At 63.7% G+C, this 23,222-nt stretch carries 20 protein-coding genes and 4 pseudogenes; 7 read left to right on the forward strand and 17 right to left on the reverse strand.

The features are described from left to right. The first annotated feature begins 118 nt into the window (after positions 1-118). A complete protein-coding gene (locus PVE73_RS22880) occupies positions 119-1,093 on the forward strand; it encodes an aldo/keto reductase (protein WP_277364458.1) in 975 nt (324 codons plus the stop codon). Between the two features lie 27 nt (positions 1,094-1,120). Here the strand turns inward: PVE73_RS22880 and PVE73_RS22885 are convergent, their stop codons facing one another. Next, positions 1,121-1,975: an NAD(P)-dependent oxidoreductase gene (locus tag PVE73_RS22885; RefSeq protein ID WP_277364459.1), complete on the reverse strand. Its 855-nt coding sequence runs from the start codon at positions 1,973-1,975 to the stop codon at positions 1,121-1,123. A gap of 1,377 nt (positions 1,976-3,352) precedes the next feature. Between PVE73_RS22885 and PVE73_RS22890 the strand changes: the two genes are divergently transcribed. Beyond that, entirely contained in the window at positions 3,353-3,484 is a 132-nt protein-coding gene (locus PVE73_RS22890) for a hypothetical protein (protein WP_277367595.1), read from the forward strand. 8 nt (positions 3,485-3,492) lie between these two features. Then, positions 3,493-4,386: pseudogene (locus PVE73_RS22895) on the forward strand (IS91 family transposase); the annotation flags it as partial. A gap of 610 nt (positions 4,387-4,996) precedes the next feature. On the opposite strand, the gene PVE73_RS22900 reads toward PVE73_RS22895, so the two are convergent. From PVE73_RS22900 to PVE73_RS22930, 7 genes are all read right to left on the reverse strand, one after another. Continuing rightward, entirely contained in the window at positions 4,997-5,839 is an 843-nt protein-coding gene (locus tag PVE73_RS22900; protein ID WP_277364460.1) for an ABC transporter ATP-binding protein, read from the reverse strand. Positions 5,840-5,844: 5 nt separating this feature from the next. After that, positions 5,845-6,654: an ABC transporter ATP-binding protein gene (locus tag PVE73_RS22905; RefSeq protein ID WP_277364461.1), complete on the reverse strand. Its 810-nt coding sequence runs from the start codon at positions 6,652-6,654 to the stop codon at positions 5,845-5,847. Continuing rightward, positions 6,654-7,499, reverse strand: a complete 846-nt coding sequence (locus PVE73_RS22910) for an ABC transporter permease (RefSeq protein ID WP_277364462.1) — start codon at positions 7,497-7,499, stop codon at positions 6,654-6,656. The genes PVE73_RS22905 and PVE73_RS22910 overlap by 1 nt, the downstream gene beginning before the upstream one ends. Continuing rightward, positions 7,489-8,451, reverse strand: a complete 963-nt coding sequence (locus PVE73_RS22915; RefSeq protein ID WP_346772384.1) for an ABC transporter permease — start codon at positions 8,449-8,451, stop codon at positions 7,489-7,491. The genes PVE73_RS22910 and PVE73_RS22915 overlap by 11 nt, the downstream gene beginning before the upstream one ends. Positions 8,452-8,611: 160 nt before the next feature. After that, positions 8,612-10,435, reverse strand: coding sequence for an ABC transporter substrate-binding protein (locus tag PVE73_RS22920; RefSeq protein WP_277364463.1), 1,824 nt, complete (start codon positions 10,433-10,435; stop codon positions 8,612-8,614). A 269-nt stretch (positions 10,436-10,704) separates the two neighbouring features. Beyond that, positions 10,705-11,094: a VOC family protein gene (locus PVE73_RS22925; RefSeq protein WP_277364464.1), complete on the reverse strand. Its 390-nt coding sequence runs from the start codon at positions 11,092-11,094 to the stop codon at positions 10,705-10,707. A 39-nt stretch (positions 11,095-11,133) separates the two neighbouring features. Continuing rightward, positions 11,134-11,856, reverse strand: a complete 723-nt coding sequence (locus tag PVE73_RS22930; protein WP_277364465.1) for a fumarylacetoacetate hydrolase family protein — start codon at positions 11,854-11,856, stop codon at positions 11,134-11,136. Positions 11,857-12,028: 172 nt separating this feature from the next. Between PVE73_RS22930 and PVE73_RS22935 the strand changes: the two genes are divergently transcribed. Continuing rightward, on the forward strand, positions 12,029-12,754 hold the full coding sequence (locus PVE73_RS22935; RefSeq protein ID WP_277364466.1) for an FCD domain-containing protein: 726 nt from the start codon (positions 12,029-12,031) through the stop codon (positions 12,752-12,754). A 26-nt stretch (positions 12,755-12,780) separates the two neighbouring features. On the opposite strand, the pseudogene PVE73_RS22940 reads toward PVE73_RS22935, so the two are convergent. Further along, positions 12,781-13,660, reverse strand: a pseudogene (locus tag PVE73_RS22940) (IS1182 family transposase); the annotation flags it as partial. Positions 13,661-13,868: 208 nt separating this feature from the next. Here PVE73_RS22940 and PVE73_RS22945 point away from each other — a divergent pair. The 3 genes and pseudogenes from PVE73_RS22945 to PVE73_RS22955 all read left to right on the forward strand — a co-directional run. Continuing rightward, positions 13,869-14,219 (forward strand): hypothetical protein, encoded by a 351-nt coding sequence (locus PVE73_RS22945; RefSeq protein WP_277364467.1) that lies wholly within the window; start codon positions 13,869-13,871, stop codon positions 14,217-14,219. A gap of 48 nt (positions 14,220-14,267) precedes the next feature. Next, positions 14,268-14,603: pseudogene (locus PVE73_RS22950) on the forward strand (tyrosine-type recombinase/integrase); the annotation flags it as partial. 41 nt (positions 14,604-14,644) lie between these two features. Beyond that, positions 14,645-15,341 (forward strand): annotated as a pseudogene (locus PVE73_RS22955) (transposase); the annotation flags it as partial. Positions 15,342-15,747: 406 nt separating this feature from the next. Here PVE73_RS22955 and PVE73_RS22960 read toward each other — a convergent pair. The 8 genes from PVE73_RS22960 to PVE73_RS22995 are packed head-to-tail and all read right to left on the reverse strand — an operon-like array spanning position 15,748 to position 23,168. After that, positions 15,748-16,164, reverse strand: a complete 417-nt coding sequence (locus PVE73_RS22960) for a RidA family protein (RefSeq protein ID WP_277364468.1) — start codon at positions 16,162-16,164, stop codon at positions 15,748-15,750. Positions 16,165-16,166: 2 nt separating this feature from the next. Then, positions 16,167-17,162: an oligopeptide/dipeptide ABC transporter ATP-binding protein gene (locus tag PVE73_RS22965; RefSeq protein WP_277364469.1), complete on the reverse strand. Its 996-nt coding sequence runs from the start codon at positions 17,160-17,162 to the stop codon at positions 16,167-16,169. Further along, positions 17,159-18,130 carry an ABC transporter ATP-binding protein gene (locus PVE73_RS22970; RefSeq protein ID WP_277364470.1) on the reverse strand — a complete coding sequence of 324 codons (972 nt, stop codon included), beginning with the start codon at positions 18,128-18,130 and terminating at the stop codon, positions 17,159-17,161. Before PVE73_RS22970 ends, PVE73_RS22965 begins: the two co-directional genes overlap by 4 nt. Next, a complete protein-coding gene (locus PVE73_RS22975; RefSeq protein WP_277364471.1) occupies positions 18,127-19,671 on the reverse strand; it encodes a gamma-glutamyltransferase in 1,545 nt (514 codons plus the stop codon). Before PVE73_RS22975 ends, PVE73_RS22970 begins: the two co-directional genes overlap by 4 nt. After that, positions 19,664-20,575: a polysaccharide deacetylase gene (locus PVE73_RS22980; RefSeq protein ID WP_277364472.1), complete on the reverse strand. Its 912-nt coding sequence runs from the start codon at positions 20,573-20,575 to the stop codon at positions 19,664-19,666. Before PVE73_RS22980 ends, PVE73_RS22975 begins: the two co-directional genes overlap by 8 nt. A 10-nt stretch (positions 20,576-20,585) precedes the next feature. Continuing rightward, entirely contained in the window at positions 20,586-21,374 is a 789-nt protein-coding gene (locus tag PVE73_RS22985; protein ID WP_277364473.1) for an SDR family NAD(P)-dependent oxidoreductase, read from the reverse strand. A gap of 7 nt (positions 21,375-21,381) precedes the next feature. Next, positions 21,382-22,245: an ABC transporter permease gene (locus PVE73_RS22990; RefSeq protein ID WP_277364474.1), complete on the reverse strand. Its 864-nt coding sequence runs from the start codon at positions 22,243-22,245 to the stop codon at positions 21,382-21,384. Next, positions 22,242-23,168 carry an ABC transporter permease gene (locus PVE73_RS22995; RefSeq protein ID WP_277364475.1) on the reverse strand — a complete coding sequence of 309 codons (927 nt, stop codon included), beginning with the start codon at positions 23,166-23,168 and terminating at the stop codon, positions 22,242-22,244. The genes PVE73_RS22990 and PVE73_RS22995 overlap by 4 nt, the downstream gene beginning before the upstream one ends. Positions 23,169-23,222: the final 54 nt, after the last annotated feature.

Here is a 23,222-nt window from a genome sequence, read left to right on the forward strand (position 1 = left end):
CGCCGGACCATAAGGGAAGATGCAGGCTTGCCGCTCGCGCTCCGCGGTGCCAACATCAGCAAGACCGGGCCGAACGGCGGGCCCTTCGATCCAATCCATCATGCAGGGGAGCAGTTCTATGCAGTTCACCAGACTTGGTTCCACGGGCACGACTGTCTCCCGCCTCTGCCTGGGCATGATGACCTATGGTTCGAAGGCGTGGCGCGAATGGGTGCTGGAAGAGGACGAAGCCGGCCCCATCATCAAGCGTGCTATCGACCTCGGCATCAATTTCTTCGATACGGCGGATGTCTATTCGCTCGGGGTCAGCGAGGAGATCACCGGCCGGCTTCTGAAGAAATACGGCCCGTCGCGCGACCGGCTGGTCATCGCAACGAAGGTCTTCAACCCGATGGGCGACGACCCCAACCTGCGCGGCCTGTCGCGCAAGCACATCATGCACGCCATCGACGACTCGCTGCGGCGGCTCGGCACCGACTATGTGGACCTCTACCAGATCCACCGCTTCGATCCGGACACCCCGATCGAAGAGACGCTGGAGGCGCTCGATGATGTCGTGAAATCCGGCAAGGCGCTCCATATCGGCGCTTCGTCCATGTATGCCTGGCAGTTCGCGAAGATGCTTGCCACCTCCGAGAAGCTTGGCTTGAGCCGCTTCGTGACCATGCAGAACCACTACAACCTGCTCTATCGCGAAGAGGAGCGCGAGATGATCCCGCTCTGCCGGTCGGAGGGCATCGGCGTCATCCCCTGGAGTCCGCTCGCCCGCGGACGCCTCGCCCGCCCGCGCGAGGAGCGGGACGCCACGCTGCGCGCCCAGACCGACGCCATCGGCCAGAGGCTCTACAGCGACGAGGACAATGCGGTGATCGACAGCGTGACGGAGGTGGCGGGAAAGCGCGGCGTTCCGAACGCGCAGGTGGCGCTAGCCTGGCTCCTCTCCCGCCCCGGCGTCACTGCACCCATTATCGGCGCCAGCCGTATCGAACATCTGGAGACAGCTGCGGCGGCGCTCGAGCTCACCTTCGACGAGGATGAGGTGAAACGTCTGGAGGAACCTTACCGCCCGCACCCGGTGCTGGGGCACAACTAAGCGGTTTCCGGCCGCTCCGCTGCGCAGCTATTTCGTGTTCACGTACTTGCGCCAGGAGTGCTGCGGTTCATAGCCGAGCATCTTCCGCGCCTTTTCGATGGAGATGAGCGACTCGTGTTCTTCGATAGGGCGCTTGCGCTCGGCGCCGGGGAATACTTCGTCGAGGAGTTCGCCGTTCGGCCGGCTCATGACGGAGTCGGCGTTGGCAATCCCGAAGACATGCGCGCCGGTGAGCTTCGCTTCCAGCGCCAGCCGCATCGCCTGTGCGGCATCCCGCGCGTCGATATAGGTCCACAGGTTCCAATGGCGCGAGCGGGGGTCCCGGTCGAAGCCGGCGAAGCGCTGATAGTCCTCCGGGTCCATGACGTTCGAAAGCCTGAGGCCAACGATCTTCGTTTCCGGATTCCAGCGGCAGAACTGCTCGGCCATCTTCTCGCTCACCAGCTTGGACAGCGAATAGGCGCTCTCCGGCCGCTCGATTTCCTCGTCGACCGGGACATAGGCCGGTCCGTTAGCATAGGGAATGCCGTAGACCGTCTCGCTGGAAGCCCAGACCACGTTCCTGATGCCGAGTTGCCGCGCCGCCTCGAAGATGTTGTAGGTCGAGACGGTGTTGGTGGCGAAAGTCACATGGTTGGGCGCCAGCCCCGGCGCGCGGATCGCCGCAAGATGCACGACACCGGTGACCTTGGAGACGCGCTCGTCGATCATCGACAAGGCAGCCACCGCTTGGCCGAAATCGGTGAGATCGGCGCGGCTGAAGCGTGTATTCGGATCCGCCGCCGGCACCATGTCGATCGACGTGACCTCGTAGCCATGCTCCATCAGATCGCGGACGCAGGCACGCCCGGCCTTGCCGCTGCCTCCGGTGACGATGATCATGTTTCCTCCTCCCTGCGGATCAAGAATCATCCCTCGAGGCAGTACAGGACCTGCCCCTGGGAGCCGAACTAGAGCGGAATGCGTCCGCCGGCGCAAGGACGACTTCGCCGATCAATATGGCGCTCCGCCGTGAATCCGACCCCGCCGGCGGCGCTTCCTGCCCATCCGGACCAACGACGACATCGCAGCGATCCTCCGGGGCCTGACAACGCGCTGGCTGATCACCGAGACCTATCTGAAGCCCTATGCCTCCTGCCGCTACACGCATCCCGTCATCGACGCCATCCTGCAGTTCCGGCAGGATGTCCGATCGATCCCTTCTCCATCGAATCCCTGCATGTGGAGATTTTTTCGGAAGCGTCGAAGCTCCCTAACAGCATCGCTCCCATCTCGCTCGAGGATGCGCAATTCTCCCTGCCTTTCGCGGCCGCGTTGGCGGTGCGGCGGCTTTCCGCCCCCTGAGGCCGGAGAGCTTGGCCGACCCGCAGGTCCTCGATCTCGCGGCTCGGATCAGCATAGAATATTCCGGAGAGTTCGCAGGCGCCTTTCCAAATCGTACGCCGGGGCGCGTGGCGGTATCGTCGCGCGGCGGGAAATGTAGTGCCCATATTGATCCACCCCTTGGCGACCCCCGCAGACCTTTGCGAGAGGCCGACCTAGTGCAAAAGCTGGTCGAGCTCGGAAACGAGACAATTCCCAAGGAGCATCTGTTCCGTCTGGCCAAAAATGCCTGACGGTGCGGAGCACCGGCCGCCAGCCGTTCAACAGCGAGATCCTGCAGCTCTAATCTAAGCCGGATCACTGCGATGGGGAAGAGTTCTACAGGCGGGCGGCCGTTCGCCAGAACGGTCATTGGCGATCTCGATGGAATTCTCCAGGCCGAGGAAAATGCATTCACCAAACTTCCGGTGATGATGCATAGGAAGACTGCACCTGCAGAACCATTCGCACAGTAACCGCCAATTCAAATGGGGATTGGGTGGGGCCACGCCCGTTCAAGCTCCGCAAGGATATTGGCGGTGCTTTCCGCGATGTGGAGCCATGACACAAGCTTGGCCTCAAGCTTTCGATACGCAGGGCAACGAAGGGCAAAATGCGGCAGGTTGCGGTGTGTGGAAGGACGGTGGCGCTCCCTAGACTCGATACCCTCTCGCTTTACCTCCTACGCTGGAGCACGCAGAGTAACAACATCGCCCCGGCCGAGTTGACCCAAACTCGACCTCCGCAGAGGACCCGCGGATGACCGGTTCGCGCCCTCGTGCGCGAACCCGCTACGCGGGAAGGGCGCGGGTGGTGAGGTGGCGTGATAGTCTTGAACTTTGAGCGGCCACCGACCTGATCTGGCCATGGAGTTCCCTTCAACGAGAGGAACTCGCCATGGTTATCCCGCCTACCGGTGCACCGATCTCGCCGCTTCGCCAGCGCACGCAGCACGACATGCTCATGCGGGGCCTCGGCTCTTCCGTTCTGCCGGGCCCGCATACCGGCGCGCCCATGCAGGTCACCTGAGCTTACAGCAGCTCAAGGTCATGTCGGCGACCGAGCATTGCCGCATCGCGGCCCTCGGCGGTCACGTCGAGGCCTGCGAGGACTGCGGCCAGTGGCGGATCGCCTACAACTCCTGCCGTAACCGGCATTACCCGAAGTGCCAGGGTGCGGCGGCGCGGGCATGGCTTGCCGAGCGAAAGGCCGACCTCCTGCCGGTCGGCTATTTCCACGTCGTGTTCACGCTGCCTGCTGAGGTCGCCGACATCGCACTCCAGAACAAGGCGCTCGTCCATGACCTGCTGTTCAAGGCGGCATCGAAGACGATGCTGACCATCGCCGCCGATCCGAAGCACCTCGGCGCGCGCATCGGCATCACCGCCGTGCTCCACACCTGGGGATCGGCGACGACGCACCATCCGCACGTCCACATGATCGCGCCGGGCGGCGGCATTGCCCCGGGCGGAAGTCGATGGGTATCGTCGCGACCGGCCTATCTGCTCCCGGTGCGCGTGCTCGGAGCACCGTTCCGACGGCTGTTTCTGACCCGGCTGCTCGCGCTCCACGATCCGGATCGGCTCGCCTTCTTCGGGTCGATCGAACACCTCGCCGAGCGGCAGGCATTCCTGCGCCAGCTGGCACCGGTCCGGACCAAGCGCGGGGTGGTCCACGCCAAGGCGCCGTTCGCGGGACCGGAGGCCGTGCTCATCTACCTCTCACGCTACACCCACCGGGTCGCCATCTCGAACAGCCGCCTGATCGCCTTCGACGAGAGCGGCGTCACTTTCCGCTACAAGGACTACCACCGCAACGGCGAGGACCGGCAGCAGGTCATGACGCCGGCGGCCGACGAGTTTATCCGCCGCTTCCTGCTTCATGTCCTGCCGCGCGGCTTCCATCGCATCCGGCACTACGGTCTGCTCGCCGGCTCCGCCCGCAAGGCCAGCCTGCGCTCACCCGCGAAGTGCTGGACGTCGCCGCACCACCCGATGACGACACGTTAGGCGAACCGGAGGACTTCCGGCCGGCATGCTCCTGCTGTGGCGGGTGCATGATCGTCATCGAGGTGTTCGAACGGTGGAGGCAGCCGCGCGGACCGCCGGAAGCGACGGCAACAAACCGGGAGACCGCTCCATGACCCGGCATGGCATGGTCCAGACATCAGCCGCAGCCTGCGCCTTCGGCAACGGGCCTGTCTGCGTCATTCGCTATGATCGGCAACGCCATGATCGCACGCGGTCGAGTGACGGGCCGACAGTCTCATGCCGAGGTGCAACGGCGTGGCTTGTCGGCATCCATGCCGGCACTTCTCAGCAGCGATAGCGCCATCGCCGACATCAGCCGAACACCGAATCCCCACAGCCATCGACCGTGGCCCGCGGGTTCCTGCATGAGAGGCTTTCGTACGCCTGCCGGCACCCGAAACCCTTCACCATATCAGTCATTGAGAGCGACGCTGCCAAGGTTTAATAACTGCCATCCCCGACGAACGTATCTGGCTTACGCCACCCGCGCGGTGGCTTGAGCGGCAGGCATTCAGCCATGTCTTTCCTGTACTTGCCGCAGCGCTTCGAGGTGGGACCGACCCAACAACGCCGATTCAATCAGCATTCTCGTATAAGAATGTTTCGGATTTTCGACGACTTCCTCTGCGCGGCCATATTCAACGATCATGCCTTCATGCATCACCGCGATCCGTTTGGCGAATGCCTGGGCCACGGCGATATCGTGCGTGATGAACAGGTAGGCGACCCCTGTCCGGTCCTGGATCTCCTGCAGGAGGTTCAGGACTTTTCCTCGGATGGACACATCGGCACCTGAGAGCGGCTCATCCGCCACGATGATGCTGGGGCTCACGCAGATCGCGCGGGCGATGTTCAGCCGCTGCCGCTGACCGCCGCTCAGCTCGTGCGGGAAGCGATCCAGGATCTGCTGCGCCGGTCGCAGGCTCATCTGCTCCAGGATCGTGTTGGAGCGTTTCTCGACCTCGGCATTCCCTATATCCTGCGTCGAGCGCATGGCCTGCACAAGGATTTGCCGCACCGTCCGGCGCGGATTGAAGGTGGCGCTCGAATCCTGGAATACCGGCTGTATCTTGGACCGCAGCGGCTTCAACTGGCGGGCGTTCATCTCCGAGGTCCGATGACCGGCGAGCTCAACCCAGCCCGTGTCAGGCTTGGCGAGGTTCAGCGCCATCCTCGCCAGGGTCGACTTGCCCGACCCGCTCTCGCCCACCAGCGCCATCGTCTCGCCGGGCAGCACGTCGAGCGACACCCCTTTTAGCGCGTAGAACGCGTCGCCTTCGCGGGTGTAGTATTTCTTGGAGATGTCGTGCAGCCCAAGGATCGGAGCTGTTCCCGCTTCTGCGCCCGGCGACATGCCCTCTACCATGTCTGATCGCCCTCGAAGATCTTGAACCGCCCGCTCTCGTCTCGAGACAGCCGATCGGCCTCCAGCAGCGACGCGGTGTAGGCGTTCTGGGGATTGCCGAACACGCCGTCGATCGACCCGGATTCCAGAAATTCGCCCTGGCGCATAACATAGACCTTCTCGCAGAGCGTGCTGATGACACCGAGGTCATGCGAGATCAGGAGTATGGAAGTGTTGAACGCCTTGCGGATGTCATGCAGCAGTTCCAGCACCTTGGTCTGCGTCGTGACGTCGAGCGCCGTTGTGGGCTCGTCGGCGATGAGCAAGCGCGGGCGGCAGGCGATCGCGATCGCGATCAGCACGCGCTGCCGCATGCCGCCCGACAGTTCGTGCGGATAGGAGCTTTTGCGCGCGACCGGCAGCCGAACGAGATCGAGCAACTCGTCGACCCGGCGATCGACATTCTCGTCTTTGCCGTGAAGGCGAACCGATTCCGCGATCTGCTTGTCGATGCGCATGATCGGGTTGAGGTAGCTCAGCGGATCCTGGAAGATCATGGCGATCTTGCCGCCCCGCAGCGAGGGGATCGCCGCGCGTGTGACGGGCTGTCCCTCCACCTGGTACTCGGAGAAGCGGATATCGGCAGTCTCTTCCGGCAGAAGGCCGAGGATGGCGCGGGCAACCGTCGACTTTCCCGATCCCGTCTCGCCGATGATGCCTACGGCCTCGCCGGGCGGCACAGTCAGCGTCACGCCCTTGACAACGCGCACACCCCGAAAGGCGACGCTCAGATCTTTCAGATGCAGGACTGGAGTGGTTTCCATCAGGCGTGCCCCGACCGCGGATTGAACGTCTCGTTCAATGCGTCACCAACGAGATTGAACGTCAGCACGGTGATCACGATCGCCAGACCGGGGAATACCGTCAGCCACCACGCAAAGTAGAAATACTGCTGCCCGGACGTCAGCAGGCGGCCCCAGCTCGCCACCTCAGGCGAGGTCAGGCCGAAGAAGGCCAGCGCGGCTTCCAACAGGATCGCCTGTCCGATCACCAGCGTCCCCACAGGAATGACCGGGGGGATGGCGTTCGGCAGGATCTCGTTCCAGAGGATCTTGCGCTCCGGAATGCCGAGACATCGCAGCGCGTCCACGAATTCCATCGACTTCATCTTCATGACCTGCGCGCGCATCACGCGGGCGGATTGCGGCCACGCCAAGATCGCGATGATGAAGATCACCTTGAGCATGCCCGTACCCGCCATGGCGACCACAAGCGCGGCCAGGACGAAGGTCGGCATCACCTGGAAGGTCTCGGTGATGCGCGAAACGATCGAATCGACCCTGCCGCCGAAATAGCCGCTTACGGCCCCCATCACGACACCGAGTGTCATGGCCGTCGCCGCCGCCGCAATACCCACGACGAGCGACGTCCTCACGCCGTAGACGATCTGGGTCAGCACGCTTCGCCCCAGCTCATCCGTCCCGAACAGGAAGTCGACGGAAGGCGGCACCATGATCGACTGCGAAATCTGGTTCGGGCCTTGATCGACCAGCAGCGATGGGCCGAAAATACCCGCAAACAGCAGCAGGCAAGACAAGGCCAGGCCTAGTTGGAGAATCCTGCTGCTCTTCAAGGCTTGCAGCCGACGCGGCGAAGTCTTAGCGGCCATATTCGATCCTCGGGTCCATTAGCGAAGAGAGGATGTCGCTAAACAGGTTCGACAGGACCACAAGGGTGGCTGTGAGCAGAAAGATCCCCTGCAGGACGGGATAGTCACGCGACCCGACAGACCTTAGAAACAACTCACCGATCCCTGGCCAGCCGAAGACCGCTTCGATCATGAACGAGCTCGTCAGCGCCTGCCCAAAACTATAGCCGATGACGGCGATGACCGGGATCATCGCATTCGGCATGATGTGGCGGAAGAACACGCGCCGCTTGCTGAGACCCTTCGCCATGCCGGTGGTGATGAAGTCGAGGCGCGAAACCTCGATCATGCTCACGCGGGCGACGCGGGCAATAGCGACCATGGCGAAGGTGCTGACGATCGATCCAGGCAAAGCCCAGTGCCAAAGAAAGTCCAGAACGACATTCGAACCGATCGCCCGGATGTTGAACATGCCCTGAACCGGGAACAGCCCCAACTGGACCGCAAAGACGATGATGAAGACTTGCCCGACCCAGAAGATCGGAATGGAGTCGACGAACAAGATCAACGAGGTCAATCCAGTGTCGAGGCGTCCACCTGGGCGGCGGATGGCCATCGAAGCCAGCAACACTGCGACGATCGACCCGATGACCAGGCTCGGGACGACCAACAGCAGCGTGTTCGCCGCGCGCCGCAGGATCAACTCCATCACGGGCAGCCGATTGACGAACGAGTAGCCGAAATCGCCAAGGAACAGATTCTTGAAGTAGATCAGCGCCTGCAGATAGATCGGCTGGTCCAGGCCGAACGCCCGGCGCCGCTCTTCGATGAACTCAGGCGGCGCAGGGTAGTCACCGACCAGAGCGACGATCGGGTCGCCCGGAACGAGGCGAGTCAGCACGAAACTTACCAGAAGAATGACCAGAATGACCGGAATGGACGTGAGAAGTCTCACGATGATGAATGATCGCACGTCTCAGTCTCTCTGTTGCTCGTCGCGCTGACCGCCATGCCCCACGCGTACTGAAGAGGACGCCGCGTGGATGGTCCCGCCTTCTTGAGCGGAGTGGGCGGAAGTCTCCGCGCCCACTCCCGTATCAGCCGGGCCGCAGGCGAGCGTCCGGTGAACCGCTCTACTTGTCGACCCAAGCGTCGCGCCAGGTCGGGAACATGTACTCGTTGTCCATGCCCTTGAGCCAAGTTCCCTGGGCTTCCTTGTCAACCGGGTTGTGGAGGGTCAGGATCGGCAAATCCTCACCGATGATCTTCTGCGCCTTCTTGTAGTAGGCCCCCCGGGCATCGAGATCGGTTTCGCCCTGGGCGAGAGCGAAGAGTTCGTCGATCTCCGGATTAGAGTAGCGCGCGGCGTTGCCGCGGTTCAATCCGATCATCGACGAAACGAATTGGCCGGACCAGCCGATCGCCGGATCGCCGCCGCTGCTGTAGCCATGATACGCCATGTTGGCCTCGCCTTTTGCAATGCGCTCGGTCGACTGGGGAGGCTGTACGGTCTCGATAATCAGTTCGACGCCGATCTGCTCCCACATATTCTTGAGCGCAGCGGCGAGCTGGCTTCCGCCTTCTTCTCCCGGCTCTATGATGAAGGTCATGGAGAAACGCTTGCCCGACGCGTCCCGTTGAATCCCGGCCTCGTCCAGAAGCGCCGTGGCGCGCGCCGGATCGTAGGGGTACATCTTCGTCAGATCCACTTCAGGGTCGATTGCCCAGGGAAAGCCGTTCGCGAAAGGCGACGTGCTTACCTCCCCCTGGCCGTTGAAGGCGGATTTCAGGAGAAAGTCCCGGTCCGTCGCAAACATCAGCGCCTGGCGCACACGCTTGTCACCAAACGGTTCCTTGGTGGTGTTGAGCGAAACGAAGTTCATGGCTGGCGGCTTGCGGGCCGGCAGGAGTTGCAACTGCGGATTGCGCTCGATCAGCGGGTAGTCGGAGATCTGCAAGGCAAACCACGGAATTCGATCGATCTGACCCGATAGCAGAGCCTGGGTGCGCCCTGCACCGGAGGGCACGATCTGGGCGATCACCTCGTCGAGATAAGGCTTGCCCTCCTCCCAGTAGTCGGGGTTCTTGACCAGCCTCAAATGGCTTCCCCGCACCCATTCCTTCAGCAGGAACGGGCCGCTCGCCACCGGCTCGGCGTTCGAGGCCTTATTGGTCGTGGGATCGGTTCCAGCGTAGACATGCTCGGGCAGGATTGCCGCACCTTGCTGACAGGTCAGCGCGATCAGGAATGGGCCATATGGCTTCTTCAGCGTGATCGCCACTTCCTTCTCGGAGACGGCCTCGATCTTGTCGATCGCGGTCATCGTACGCATGAAGGTTGGGCTATGCTTGCCGCTGATCTCTTCATAGGTGTACTTGACGTCCTTCGCGGTCACGGGCTTGCCGTCCTGCCAGCGCGCGTCGTTGAGAACGAACTTATAAGTCAGCTTGTCGTCGCTGATATCAACCGATTTCGCCAGAAGCGGGTATGGCACGCCGCCGGTGTCGATACCCATCAGGCCCTGGTATAGAATGCAGCCGATTGTGCCGGTTTCGCTTTGCGTGGTCAGGTTGCGGGTCAGATAGTTGGGATCCTCCTCGAGAACGAAGACGGCCGTACCGCCCATCTTCGGCTGCGCGTCCTGCGCGGATGCAGGACTTGCAAGCGCGAGGGCAGAGAAGCCCGCTCCAAGGATCAAGCCAGCGCCGACCCGCGTGGTGGAGTTCCACAGCATACGTCGGCGACCCGACCCGACCGAAGGTCCGTTTGTCCTGATTTCCTCAACCCTTGCCGAGGACGAGGTTCTGAAAACCTCTTTCAGGCTTTCCAGCCTGTTCTGAATTATCGATTTGTACCCCACTGTCGGTTCTCCTCGTTTTTGCACTGATCCCCGCGCGAGCGCTCGTACAAAAATCCGAGACAACGCTCGCAAATCGCTTTTATTATATTTGACCAAGCGCCGGCGGGCGCAGGGTAGGTTTGATTAAGCACATCCCTCTACTTGCGGATTTCTCATTATGTCCGCGACGATATTTTCGCTGGCGGGCAGGAGCCGCATGATGGACTGCGCCGTGACTCCTGCCGGAGCCGGGTCTCGCCTTGGTTGACGCGGATGTCCATGCCCCACAGAGACGTCACCTCGCCGGCATGCGTGCAGAACTGGGTCTCAAGTCCCCGGACGTCGATCTCCACGTTCGACATCAGCCTACGCTCCTTGCTCCCTGGCTACCTCTGGATGACGTGCCCCTCGCCGCGCTTCTCGTCGGAGAGCTGCAAACGCCAGCCGTCGGGATCGCGCAGCAGCGCGTTCTTGCGGCCCGTCGTCGGCGAGGCATGCACGTCCTTGTAGAAGGAGATGCCGGCGTCCTTGAGCTGCTTGTGCGTCTCGTCTATGTCGCGCACCTTGAACGATATGTGATTGATGCCGGGATTTTCCTCGGCCAGCAGCTGATGGATCTCGAAGATCGGCTGGTTGTCGCCGGGTAGCTGCAACTCCGCCGAGCCACCGTGGTGCTCGGTCCACTTCAAGAGCTTGAAGCCCAGTTTCTGATAGAACTCAACATACTCCTTGACGTCCCGGACGATGATTTCGATGTGGTCGATGCCGACGATCATGACTGCTCCTTGCTGTTGATTGTTACGGGCCCGGCGGGATCAGACGACGCGCACCTTAAGGTCGCCGACGCCGTCGACGTGTACATGCATGGTCTGGCCGCGCTCGACCGCGCCGACGCCCGCTGGCGTTCCGGAAAAGATCAGGTCTCCCGGAGCCAAGGTGAACAGTCCCGACAGGTAGGCGATGATTTCCGGCGTCTTCCAGATCAGTTGGTTGAGATCGCCGGTCTGGCGCCGCTCGCTGTCGACATCCAGCCAGATCGCACCGCTTGTCGGATGGCCGATCACGGCTGCAGGCACGATGTTGCTGCAGGGCGCGGAGGCTTCGAAGGCCTTGCCGACCTCCCAGGGGCGGCGCAGATCCTTTGCCTCCCCCTGCAGGTCACGGCGGGTCATGTCGAGCCCGACGGCGTAGCCGAACACGTGGTCAAGTGCCTCGGCCTGTGGGATCTCGGCTCCGCCTTTGCCAAGCGCAATCACCAGCTCGGCCTCGAAATGCAGGTCGCTCGACTTGGTCGGATAGGGAAAGTCGGTGCCGGCGAGGAGGATGTTATCAGGGTTCTTCTGAAAGAAGAAGGGCGGCTCCTTCGATGGGTCGTGTCCCATCTCGACGGCGTGCGCTGCATAGTTGCGGCCGACGCAATAGATGCGCCGGACCGGAAAGAGCTTGGCGCTGCCTTCCACGGGGATGGTTGTGAGCGGCGGAGGTGCCACCGCGAACTCGGACTTCGAATGCTCTTGGTGGGCTGCCTGTGCGCTCATATGCGGGTCTCGCTTGAGTTTTGTGAAACCAATCCTAACCAATTTATCAATTTTGGCAAGTGGTTCATTTCGATATCGGAAACACTTTTGAGGATGGCAGTCTTGTCTCCTCCTGTCTTGCTTGAAAAATATGATATGGAGCCGAAACAGACGACCCACGGAGCGATCGCGCATGACGGCACCAGACCCCTTCCAGGCCAAATTGGCTGACATATTGGTTCGTGACGAGGCGAGGGCCGCCTTCACTCAGCTGCAGGCATTCCTGGCCCAGCTGGAACCGGGGGAGGAGGGACGCCTGCCGGCCGAGCGGGAGCTCTGCGAGATCCTTGGCGTCTCGCGCGGAGCCTTACGCAAGGCGCTGGCGATCGCCGAGTCGGAAGGGCGCATCTGGCGACATGTCGGCAAGGGGACGTTCCTAGGCAAGAAGCCGGCGGACAATCCGACCGACGTATCGAACACAGCCAACTATGCGAGCCCGGCCGAGGTGTTGCGAGCGCGCCTTCTGATCGAGCCGATGCTCGCAGCCGAAGCCGCGCTGAACGCATCGGCATCCGATCTGGCGGAGCTGCAGCTCTGCGCGAAACGGGGGCGCGAGGCCGACACCTGGCGGCGTTACGAGAACTGGGACAACCGCTTCCACAGCGTCATCGCCAATGCCACCCAGAACAAGGTGCTGGTGATGACATTCGACAATCTGAACAATGTACGGCGCACAGTCGCATGGGGGCGCCGCCGCGACGGCTCGACCCGGCCATCTCCTGACCATCATAGCTTCAAGGAACACGACGCCATCGTCGAGGCGATCCTTGACCGCGACAGCACAGTGGCGGAGCGGGCGATGCGCGACCACATCGAAACGGTAAGTCGCAAGATGATGGGAGGCTCACGGCAGGTGTAGCCGAGATCGCCGCAGGCGATTGCCACCGGGCAGATGTAGCTGTCGTCTTCATGCTCATAGATGAAGTCGGCGCGTTCGAACGTGCCGTCGTTGCGGGCGGACTTGTCGAACACGGGATGTGCGGCTCGATGCTCTTGTGCTCGACCAACCAGGCCAGATTGGCTGCCGAGCCGTAGGCAGCGTCGGCTACAAGCCGTTCGGGCCAGAGACCGAGCTCCTGCGTGCGCTCGATCATTCTGCGCTGAGCGGTCACTTCAGCTTGGCGGACCGAGGTCGTCGCTTCGACGTCGACAATCACCGCATGATCGAGGTCCATCAGGTAGTTGGTGCTGTAGGAGTAGAAGGCTGCCTCGCGAGTTGCCGCGGTCCAGCGCGACGCAGGGTCGGTGAGGTTGATCAGCTTGGGCGTGACCGGCGTCGAACCGCCGTAGGCAGCGTCGTCCAGCACATCGAGATACTCCCGCACGGCGTGTCCGACCGCTTCTGACGGCAGACCTTCCTCGCCAGGCACTGATCGCTGGCGATGGACATCGGCGCGGATGAGGCTGGCGTCGACCGCAAAGCCTTCACCTCTCACCAGTCCTTCGGCCATGCAGCGCTCGACGGTCATCTCGAACAGTCGCCGCAGCAGGTCACTGTCGCGGAAGCGACCGTGCCGGTTCTTCGAGAAGGTCGAGTGATCAGGCACCACCCCTCCTAGACTGAGCCGGCAGAACCAGCGAAGGCGAGGTTCAGATGCACCTCCTCGCACAGCCGCCGCTCGGAGCGGATGCCCATGCAATAGCCGATGATCAGCATCCGGATCATCAGCTCGGGGTCGATCGAGGGCCGCCCGGTGTCGCTGTAATAGGGCTTCAGGTGCTCGCGGAGGCCACTCAGATCGACAAACCGGTCAATCGACCGCACAGGTGATCCGCTCACCCATCATCAGCTCGTCTCCGCCTGCTTCAGAACGACTGAATCAGGACTTCAGAGCGGCTGCAAGCGGGAGTTTTTCAACAGAATAAGGGCACAAAACGGGTCTGTGGTTCTACGGCGAGCGGCTAATCTGCGATCTGATCGGATTCGGAAACGAGAGGCGCTTGCGCGGCTTGCGCCGGGCGCCGCCGGCCGGATGAAGGAAGTTTACGAGCGGTGGGCATCAACTCATCTGACCCGTGACGAGGAGTGCGTCACGCGCTTCTCCTACTTCCTTACGACGGAGTTTGGGGCTCCACTTCGTCTCGATGGCCTTCGCTGGATTGCTGCGATGTTGAAGGCAAAGACCCGGTCCGATCACTGGTATCGCGAAGGGACGGGCGATGCGCTGGTCGAACTCGTCGCGGCGGCACTGAGTTCGGACGCCCAAGCACTCTCCAAGGATGCTGATGCGCGGAAAGCGATAATCGAAATCGCCGCAGCTCTTGTTGCCAAGAACGTACCTGCGGCTCTTACCCAACAAGAGCGTATCAAGCTCCTGCGATAAGTACGGAGGCTTGCGGTTGGTTGTTATCAAAGCGCGGAAGGCTAGGCTCAGCAAGGCGTGATGCACCGCGACGGCTGGCTGTTCCCTGGTCAGCATCCGATGAAGCCGATCAGCACGCGGCAGCTCCATCGGATCGTCGTCGAGGCGGCGCAGGCCGCCGACATCGCCAAACGGGTCGGGCCGCACACGCTGCGCCACAGCTTCGCGACCCACCTGCTGGAGGACGGCACCGATATCCGGATCATCCAGGTCCTGCTCGGGCACGCCAAGCTGAACAGCACCGCCTTCTACGCCAAGGTCGCGACCCGGACGGTGCGCACGGTAACGAGCCAGTTCGACAAGCTCGGCCTGTTCAAGCCGGGAGAGAACTCGCCCGACGGCTGAGCCGTGCGCGCCTCGATCGAGGTCGCCGACATTGCCTTCCACACAAGGCGCTCGTCTACGACCTGCTGTTCAAGGCGGCGTCGCAGACGATGCTGACGATCGCCGCCGATCCCAGGCACCTCGGAGCCAGGTTTGGTATCACCGCCGTGCTTCACACCTGGGGCTCGGCGATGACGCACCATCCGCACGTGCACATGATCGTGCCGGGCGGCGGCATCACCCCCGACGGAAGCCGCTGGATATCTTCGCGGCCGGCTTTCCTGCTTCCGGTGCGCGTGCTCGGCAAGCTGTTCCGCCGCCTGTTCCTCACCCGGCTGCTCGCGCTGCACGATGCGGGGCGGCTCGCCTTCTTCGGATCAATGGCGCATCTGGCCGAACGCCGGGCATTCCTGCGCCACCTGTCGCCCGTCAGGAAGAAGCGCTGGGTGGTCTACGCCAAGGCACCGTTTGCCGGGCCGGAAGCGGTGCTGGCTTTATCTGTCGCGCTACACACATCGGGTCGCGATCTCGAGCAGCCGCCTGATCGCCTTCGACGCGAGCGGCGTCACCTTCCGCTACAAGGACTACCGCCGCGACGGCGCCGACCGGCGGCAAGTGATGACGCTCGCCACCGACGAGTTCATCCGCCGCTTCCTGCTGCATGTCCTGCCGCACGGCTTCCATCGCATCCGGCACTACGGCCTGCTCGCCGGCTCCGCCCGCAAGGCCAGCCTCGCGCTGGCGCGCGAACTGCTGAGCGTCGCCGCACCGCCAGGGGGGTGTCCGGAGCAGCACCGGGCCGACACCATCGCGCGGAAACGCAACGAAGCGGCCTGTCCACATCCATCCCGGCGCTTGCCGATGACGGCTACGCGATCGCCGACATCAGCCGCAGATCGAAATCTCCATAGCCGTCGACGGTGGCCCGCGGGTTCCTTCCTCGGGGACTTTCGTACGCCTGCCGGCGCCCGAAACTCTTCACGTCAGCCGAACAGCGGCTTACTCAGTTTTTCGTCCAGAACCGGACAGGCGGCAAACGGCTCCAATGTAGCCTCTTGTGCAGGCCGATGCCATGCTTGCCCGGACGCAGTTGGTCAACGTGCTTTCCGCACCATCCCTTTTGCTGCCCCTTTCACCAATCCATCCAGCATAGCCATGCAAGGTGCTAGGAACGGGGTTCTGAACACGCCACGGCAATTGCCTCGATTTCGATCTTCCATGCGGGATCGTAGGGACCAGCGATCACCGTGGAAAGCGCCACCATGCGATCGCCCATCACCTCCCAGCGCACCTTTGCGTTGATCTCGCGCAGATCATGGCTGGCGAGGAAAACCGTAACCTTGACGAGATCGTCCAGCGTCATGCCGGCTGCCTTGAGCTGCTTTTCGACGTTGCCCCATGCGAGCCTGGCCTGCGCTTCGAAATCCTCGGGCGCGGCGCCGTCTGGATCGGTTGGAATCTGCCCGCTGATGTAAAGCGTGCGGCCTTCTCCGCTCACTTCCAGCGCGTTGGTATAGCGGCGATGGAGTGTCTGGGGTGCATCGGGTGCGTTGACGAGGCGGCGCGAAATACCGGTCTTCATGGTCATCCTGGAATGGCAGCCGTTGCGGGTGCGCGCACGTGGCACGCGGCGTGCCAGCCTTCCGCCCCCACCAGAGGCGGATGTGTCTGGCGGCATACGTCTTCGGCGAGAGGGCAGCGGGTGACGAACTTGCAGCCTTTGGGCGGGTTGGCCGGGCTCGGCAAATCGCCTGTCAGAACGATGCGGGTGCGGCTGCGCTGCGCCACCGGATCGGGCAGCGGCACGGCGGAAAGCAATGCCTCGGTGTAAGGGTGCACCGGTTTTGCGAACACGTCCTCGGTTCGCCCCGTTTCGACCAGATGGCCGAGATACATCACCGCTACGCGATCGGCAAAGTGGCGCACCACCGACAGGTCGTGGCTGATGAACAGATAGCTGAGCCCGAGCCGCTGTTGGAGGTCCAAGAGCAGGTTGAGGATTTGCGAGCGGATCGATACGTCGAGTGCGGAGACCGGCTCGTCCAGGATCAGCAGCTGCGGGTTCAACGCCAGCGCGCGGGCGATCACGATGCGCTGGCGCTGGCCGCCGGAAAAGGCATTGGGCTTGCGCTCGGCGTGCTGCGGGTGAAGGCCGACGAGGCCAAGCAGCTCGGCAACGCGCTGGCGCCGCTCCTTGCGCGTCCCCACGCCGTGGATCGCGAGCGGCTCGGCAATGCTCTCGCCGATGGTGAGTTTCGGGTTGAGCGCGGAAACCGGGTCCTGAAACACGATCTGCAATTCGCGCGACAACGCGTGCCGTGTTGCCGCGTCGCCTTGCACGATCTCGCGATCCTCGAAGCGGATCGAGCCGCTCGTCGGTTTCTGCATGCCCAGGATGGCCGCGCCCAGCGTGGACTTGCCGCAGCCGGATTCGCCCACCAGCGCCACGCTCTCGCCGCGCGCGATGTCGAGGCTGACGCCATCGACAGCCTTGACCCAGCCGACGGGCTTGCCCAGGAGGCCGCCCCGGATCGGGAAATGAACCTTCAGGTCCCGAACTGACAGCAGCGGGGCGCTCACAGCATCGCCTCCACCTTCCCGCTGTGCCAGCAGGCGGCGAGCCCCGTGTCGCTGCGCGGCGCCAGCGGCGGCTGTTTATCGATACAAGGCTGGTCGGCCAGCGGGCAGCGCGGATTGAAGCGGCAGCCGACCGGCCACTGTCCGATATCCGGCACCATGCCCTCGATGCTCGGCAGAACCGTTTTCGGCTGTCCGTCGAGGCGCGGGATCGTGGACAATAGCAGCCGCGTGTACGGATGCTCCTGCCGCGCAAAGATCGCATCGACCGGCGCCTGCTCGATGACGCGGCCCGCATACATCACGGCCACCCGGTCGGCCATGTCCGCCACGACACCCATGTCGTGGGTGATCAGCAGGATCGACGTGCCGGTTTCGTTGCGCAGGCGCTTCAAGAGTTCGAGAATCTGAGCCTGGATAGTAACGTCCAGCGCCGTCGTCGGCTCGTCGGCGATCAAAAGCTTCGGCTGGCAGATCAGCGCCATGGCGATCATGACCCGCTGGCACATGCCGCCGGAAAGCTCGAAGGGATATTGTCGCGCTCGGATTTCCGGCTCCGGAATGGCCACTTCCTCCAGCATGGCAATGGCCGCCTTCCGGGGGTCGCGCCCTTTCGACTTGCCGTGCACGACGAGGTTTTCCGCGATCTGGCGGCCGACGGGCATCAGCGGATTGAGCGAGGCGACAGGCTCCTGGAAGATCATGGCGAGATCGTCGCCGCGCATCGTGCGCCGGTGCTTTTCCGAAACGGTGGCGAGGTCGGTGCCCCCGAACATCACGCGCCCGCCCGCAAGCTTCGCGGCCTTGGGCAAGAGGCCCATGACGGCGAAGGCCGTCATGGACTTGCCGCAGCCGGATTCGCCGACGACCGACAGGATTTCACCCGGGTTGACCTCGAAGCTGACGCCGTCCACCACCGGGTTGCCGCCGATGGACACCTTCAGGTCCTCGACCGTCAGCACCGGGCTCATGGCGCGCGCTCCAGCCCGACCGCCGCCCACGGATGATGCGGATGCGCCATGCCGACATTTTCTGCGCCGTCGCGCAGCACCGCGGAAGGGATGGCGAAGTTCACCGGGTAGAGCGTGTCCTCCACGATATCGACCGGGAACTCGTCGCCAACCCTCGCGGCCACGTCGGGTTTCGCTTTGCGGTTGACCTGCAGGCGTACGCCGCTGGCATCCAGCCGCGGCGCATGGAAAGCCTCTTCCAGCGACATGCCATATGCGACGATGTAGGAGAGTATCTGCGTCACGGCCGGCATGATCTGGCGCCCACCAGCCGCCCCGAGCGCCAGCTTCGGTTTGCCGGCCTCGGTGGCGATCAGCGGGCACATGTTGGCCAGCGGGCGCACGCCCGGCGCGATGGAATTGGGCTGGCCCGGGCGCGGGTCGAACCACATCATGCCGTTGTTCATGATCATGTCGGTTGACGGCAGCACGACCTTTGAGCCGAAGCGTGAGAGCAGCGTGTTCGTCAGCGACACCATCGTGCCGTTGCGATCCACGACGCTCAGATGCGTCGTGCAGCTTTCGCCGCTGGCATGACCAAGCGCGCGCAGGCGATGCTCGCTCGCGCGGCGAATGGCGCGGGCGAAGGCCAGCGCCGCGCGCCCCGACAAGGGTTCGGCTTCCGGCAGGGTGGTCGCCAGTTCCTTGACTGCGGCGGCCAGCGTCGGACCGCCGGAAAGCCCGGCCATGGCATGCACGGTGACGTCGTGGAAGGGGACGGCGATCGCTTCGCGCCATAGCGGCCGGTAGTCGCGCAATTCGCCTGCGTCGATGGGCGACCCGCCGGCATTGAGATCGGCGATGATGGAGGCGGCCACCTCCCCTTCGTAGAAATCGCGCCACCCCGCCTTCGCCAGCCGCTCCAGCATCGCCGCCTTTCGCGGCATGGGGATCGTTCGGCTCTTGCCGTTCTCCGGCACGCGCGGCGCACGCCCGTTCTGCAGAAACAGCTCGGCGGACGCGGGAAAGCGGCCCAGCCCCTCCGCGTCGATCGCCAGACAAAGCACAGTGAACCAGTCCACCGTGAGACCGCGCTTGGCGTGTTCGATGGCCGGCTGCAGGGCTTCGGCGAAGCTGATCGTGCCGAAGCGTTCCAGCGCCTGCGCCAGGCCCGCGACCGCGCCCGGCACGCAAATCGAATGAAAGCCGATCAGGTTTCGGTCGTCCCGCACGGACGGCCAATTGAACCAGTTGCCGTCGCGTCCTTCCACCAGCGGGTAATCGGCGGGATCAATATTGCGCGAGGAATTGACGTTGAAGTCCAGCGTGTCGACCTTACCGCTCCCGCCGTCGGCGCGGAGCAGGAAGCCGCCGCCGCCGATTCCCGACAGCCACGGCTCCACCACGCTCAGCGTCAGCGCGGTCGTGACGGCCGCATCCATCGCGTTGCCGCCGCGCGACAGCACTGCAGCGCCTGCTTCCGCCGCCGGCCAGTTCTGGCAAGCCACGAGGCCCTTGTCGCTGCGCACCTCGCCCTTGCGCACCACCCAGTGCTCACCCATGCGACCGTCCGAACCTGCGGGGACCGATGGCTTGCGGGACCGCCGCGTCCACGGCGAAGCGTCCCTTGTTGGCGGAGCCGGCATGATAGGCGGCGATTTCCTGCGCAGTCGCCACCCATGCGCGTTTTTCAGCCTCGATGGCGTCGAACAGCTCTTCGAGCAGGGCGATGCGCTGGGCGCGGCCGGAAATCCAGTCATGGACCGTGAGCGTGAACAGGCCACCATAGCGATGCAGTGCTTGCCATTCGCGCAGCCAGTCGTCGATCACGCCGCGGCCGGATTGGTAGGGCCACTTGTCCCGGCCGCCGCCCTCGAACTTGAAGACGATGGCGTCGTCCACCATCCACTGCACGGGCAATTCGGTCACGCCGTCCACCTCATAAGGGTGGTCGAAGCCCGACAGCGACGAATCGTAGGCGAGGCCAAGACGCTTGATCTCGCGCAGCATATGCGGCGTCAGCTCCCAGGCGGGCGAGCGGAAGCCCACGGGCTCCTGCCCGGTCTGCTTCACGAACAGTTCGAAACTCGCCTCCAGCGCGCCGGTGAACTCGGCATCCGACGCCTCCGAGACGATCTCGTGGAAATAGCCGTGCAGGCCGATCTCGTGCCCGCCTTCGAGGATCGCCGGCAGGATCTCCGGGTTGGCCTCGGCTACATAGCCGGGCACGTAGAAGCTGCCCTTGAAGCGATAGCGGGCGAAAAGGTCGAGCAGGCGGTAGAGGCCGGTGCGCGGGCCGAAACGGCGGATTTCATGGGTGGCGATGCGCTGCGGCGCGTCGTTGCCGAGCGACCAGAGGAAGGGCGAATCCGCATCCACGTCCACTGACAGCAGCGCCGCCGACTGTTTGCCATCCGGCCATTGATAATCCGGCCATGGCGATTTGATGGTGAGGCGATCGGTCATGGCTTTCCTTTCAGAGCGCCTTTTTCTTGGCCTGATAGACAGCTTTCGTGCCGATGGAATTGCCGCCGTCCACCGTCAGTGTCGCTCCGGTGACATAGGCGCCCGCATCCGAGCAGAGGTAGAGGACGGCGCCGACAACATCCTTCGGCGAGGACGGTCGGCCGAGCGGAATTGACGCGATGGCGGCGCTGACGTGCTCGTCGGGAAGAGGACTGACGGCGCTGCCGGCCATGAAACCCGGCTCCACCGCGTTAACGCGAATGCCGTATTCGGCCAGTTCCAGGGCGAAACCCTTGGTCAGCCGGTCGAGCGCGGTCTTGGAGGTGCAGTAGGGCACGACGGTTGTGCGCATCTTGCGCGAGGCGCCCGACGAGATGTTGACGATGGAGCCGCCCTGCCCCGCCGCGATCATCCGTTTTGCGAAAAGCTGCGACAGCACGAAGGGCGCGCGCAGGTTGACATCGAACACGGCGTCCCAGTCGTCCACCTGCATGTCGAGCAGGAAGGCGGAAGGGTAGATGCCGGCATTGTTGACCACGACGTCCGGCGCGCCCCATTCGGCCGCGACCTTGTCGGCGAATGCCTTCATGGAGGCGGCATTGCGCAGGTCTGCGGCAATCGCGAGGTGCCCTCCCCCGCCTCGCTCCGCCAGCATTGCGTCAAGCTTCGCCTGATCCCGGTCGGTCAGGCACAGCGTCGCGCCCGCCTCGTAAAACCCGTCGGCGATCCAGCCACCGATGATGCCACAGGCGCCGGTGACGATAACCTTCTTTCCCCTGAACTCGTGTGCGAACTGCATGGAAATCCTATCGTGAACGCGGGTCGAGGCGATCGCGGACATGATCGCCGATGAGATTGATCGAGAGGACGAGGAGGAAGAGCGCGAAACCGGGAAAGGTCGCGATCCACCACGCGGTGCCGACATAATTGCGCCCTGTGGAAAGCATCGCGCCCCAGCTCGCCGTAGGCGGCTGCACGCCGAGGCCGAGGAAGGAAAGGCCCGCCTCGAACAGCACCATCAGCCCGAATTCAAGCGTGGCGACGACGATCAGCGCACCGGCGATGTTGGGCAGGATGTGCCGCCACAACAGGCGTAACCATCCCGCCCCCATGAAGCGCGAGAGCCGAACATAAGGCATGTTGGCGACCGACAGCGTCTGTCCGTAGGCGACGCGTGCATAGCGCGGCCAGCGCGTCAGGGCCAGCACGATGACGACGTTGTAGAGGCTGGGGCCGAGCACCGCGACGGTGATGATGGCGAGCAGGATCGCCGGCACCGACAGCACGATGTCCACCAGCCGCATGATGACCGTCTCGACCCAGCCGCGATAGAAGGCCGCGACCATGCCCAGGATCGACCCGAACACGCCGGACAGGATGACCGAGGCGAAGGCGACCATCAGCGAGATGCGCGCGCCATAGATGACACGGCTCAGAACGTCGCGGCCAAGCTCGTCGGAGCCCAGCAGATAGACGGCCCCGCGCGACTCGAAACCCGGTTGCTTGAGGCGGGCGAGCAGGTTCTGCGTGTTGGGATCCATGGGCGCGAGCAGCGGCGCGAGCACCGCCATCAGCACCAGGCCGAAAAGGATGAGGCCGAAGGGCACCACCGCCCATGGTATCGGCCTGCGCGCGGACGCGCGCGCGGGCGTGATCGCTTCCGCGCTCATGCGCTCGCCTCCATGCGGATGCGTGGATCGATGAGGCTGTAGAGCAGGTCGGCGATCAGGTTGAGCGTGATCGCCGTCACCGCGCCGAGCAGCACCACGCCCTGCACCACCATGAAGTCGCGCGCGTTGATCGCCTGCACGGTGAGCTGGCCCAGCCCCGGCCAGGCAAACACGGTTTCCACGATCACCGCCCCCGCCAGCAGATTGGCGATCTCCAGGGCTGCCACGGTCACCACCGGTATGGCTGCGTTGCGCAGGAGGTGGCGCATCACGATGAGACGCATCGGCAAGCCCTTGGCGTGGCCGGTACGCACATAGTCCTTCTCGAGCTCGTCCAGAACGGCCGTGCGCGCCACACGGGCGAATGTCGCCATCGACAGAAGCCCCAGCGCGATGGACGGCATGATGAGGCTGGCATTGGTGCGCGCGCCCGACGGAGGCAGCCAGCCGAGCCAGACCGCGAACACCATGATCATCAGGATCGCGCTCCAGAAGGTCGGCATGGACTGACCGGCCAGCACGAAACCCATCATCAGCTTCGATTCCGGCTTGCCGCGCCGCACCGCCATCAGCACGCCCAGTGGAATGCCGATGCCGAAGGCGACCACAAGCGCCCCGCCCGCCAGCATCAGCGTGTAAGGCAACCGGCTCGCGATCAGGTCCCAGACCGGAATGTTCTGGACGTAGGAGCGGCCGAAATCGAAGGTCAGGAGCCCGGCCACGTAGTCGAGATACTGCATCGCCAGCGGCCGATTGAAGCCGAGCGTCTCGCGCATCGCCGCGATGTCGGCCTGCGTCGCGTTCTGCGGCACGAGCAGCAGCACCGGGTCGCCGGTCAGCCGTTGCAGGAAGAAGATGAGCGTGATCACGCCGATCACGGCGATCAGCGCCTGCACGATTCTCTTCAGGAAGAACGCCGACAAGGGCTGCCTCTCGGGTTGCAACCCGGCACGGCAATCGGCCGAGCCGGGCGCCGG

This window comes from Chelativorans sp. AA-79 (genome assembly GCF_029457495.1).
GTDB lineage: Bacteria > Pseudomonadota > Alphaproteobacteria > Rhizobiales > Rhizobiaceae > Chelativorans.

Coding starts and splice junctions, on each gene's coding strand:
- PVE73_RS22880 (WP_277364458.1), top strand. CDS start 119: ATGCAGTTCACCAGACTTGGTTCCACGGGCACGACTGTCTCCCGCCTC.
- PVE73_RS22885 (WP_277364459.1), bottom strand. CDS start 1,975: ATGATCATCGTCACCGGAGGCAGCGGCAAGGCCGGGCGTGCCTGCGTC.
- PVE73_RS22890 (WP_277367595.1), top strand. CDS start 3,353: ATGGTTATCCCGCCTACCGGTGCACCGATCTCGCCGCTTCGCCAGCGC.
- PVE73_RS22900 (WP_277364460.1), bottom strand. CDS start 5,839: ATGTCGCCGGGCGCAGAAGCGGGAACAGCTCCGATCCTTGGGCTGCAC.
- PVE73_RS22905 (WP_277364461.1), bottom strand. CDS start 6,654: ATGGAAACCACTCCAGTCCTGCATCTGAAAGATCTGAGCGTCGCCTTT.
- PVE73_RS22910 (WP_277364462.1), bottom strand. CDS start 7,499: ATGGCCGCTAAGACTTCGCCGCGTCGGCTGCAAGCCTTGAAGAGCAGC.
- PVE73_RS22925 (WP_277364464.1), bottom strand. CDS start 11,094: ATGATCGTCGGCATCGACCACATCGAAATCATCGTCCGGGACGTCAAG.
- PVE73_RS22930 (WP_277364465.1), bottom strand. CDS start 11,856: ATGAGCGCACAGGCAGCCCACCAAGAGCATTCGAAGTCCGAGTTCGCG.
- PVE73_RS22935 (WP_277364466.1), top strand. CDS start 12,029: ATGACGGCACCAGACCCCTTCCAGGCCAAATTGGCTGACATATTGGTT.
- PVE73_RS22945 (WP_277364467.1), top strand. CDS start 13,869: ATGAAGGAAGTTTACGAGCGGTGGGCATCAACTCATCTGACCCGTGAC.
- PVE73_RS22960 (WP_277364468.1), bottom strand. CDS start 16,164: ATGAAGACCGGTATTTCGCGCCGCCTCGTCAACGCACCCGATGCACCC.
- PVE73_RS22970 (WP_277364470.1), bottom strand. CDS start 18,130: ATGAGCCCGGTGCTGACGGTCGAGGACCTGAAGGTGTCCATCGGCGGC.
- PVE73_RS22975 (WP_277364471.1), bottom strand. CDS start 19,671: ATGGGTGAGCACTGGGTGGTGCGCAAGGGCGAGGTGCGCAGCGACAAG.
- PVE73_RS22980 (WP_277364472.1), bottom strand. CDS start 20,575: ATGACCGATCGCCTCACCATCAAATCGCCATGGCCGGATTATCAATGG.
- PVE73_RS22985 (WP_277364473.1), bottom strand. CDS start 21,374: ATGCAGTTCGCACACGAGTTCAGGGGAAAGAAGGTTATCGTCACCGGC.
- PVE73_RS22990 (WP_277364474.1), bottom strand. CDS start 22,245: ATGAGCGCGGAAGCGATCACGCCCGCGCGCGCGTCCGCGCGCAGGCCG.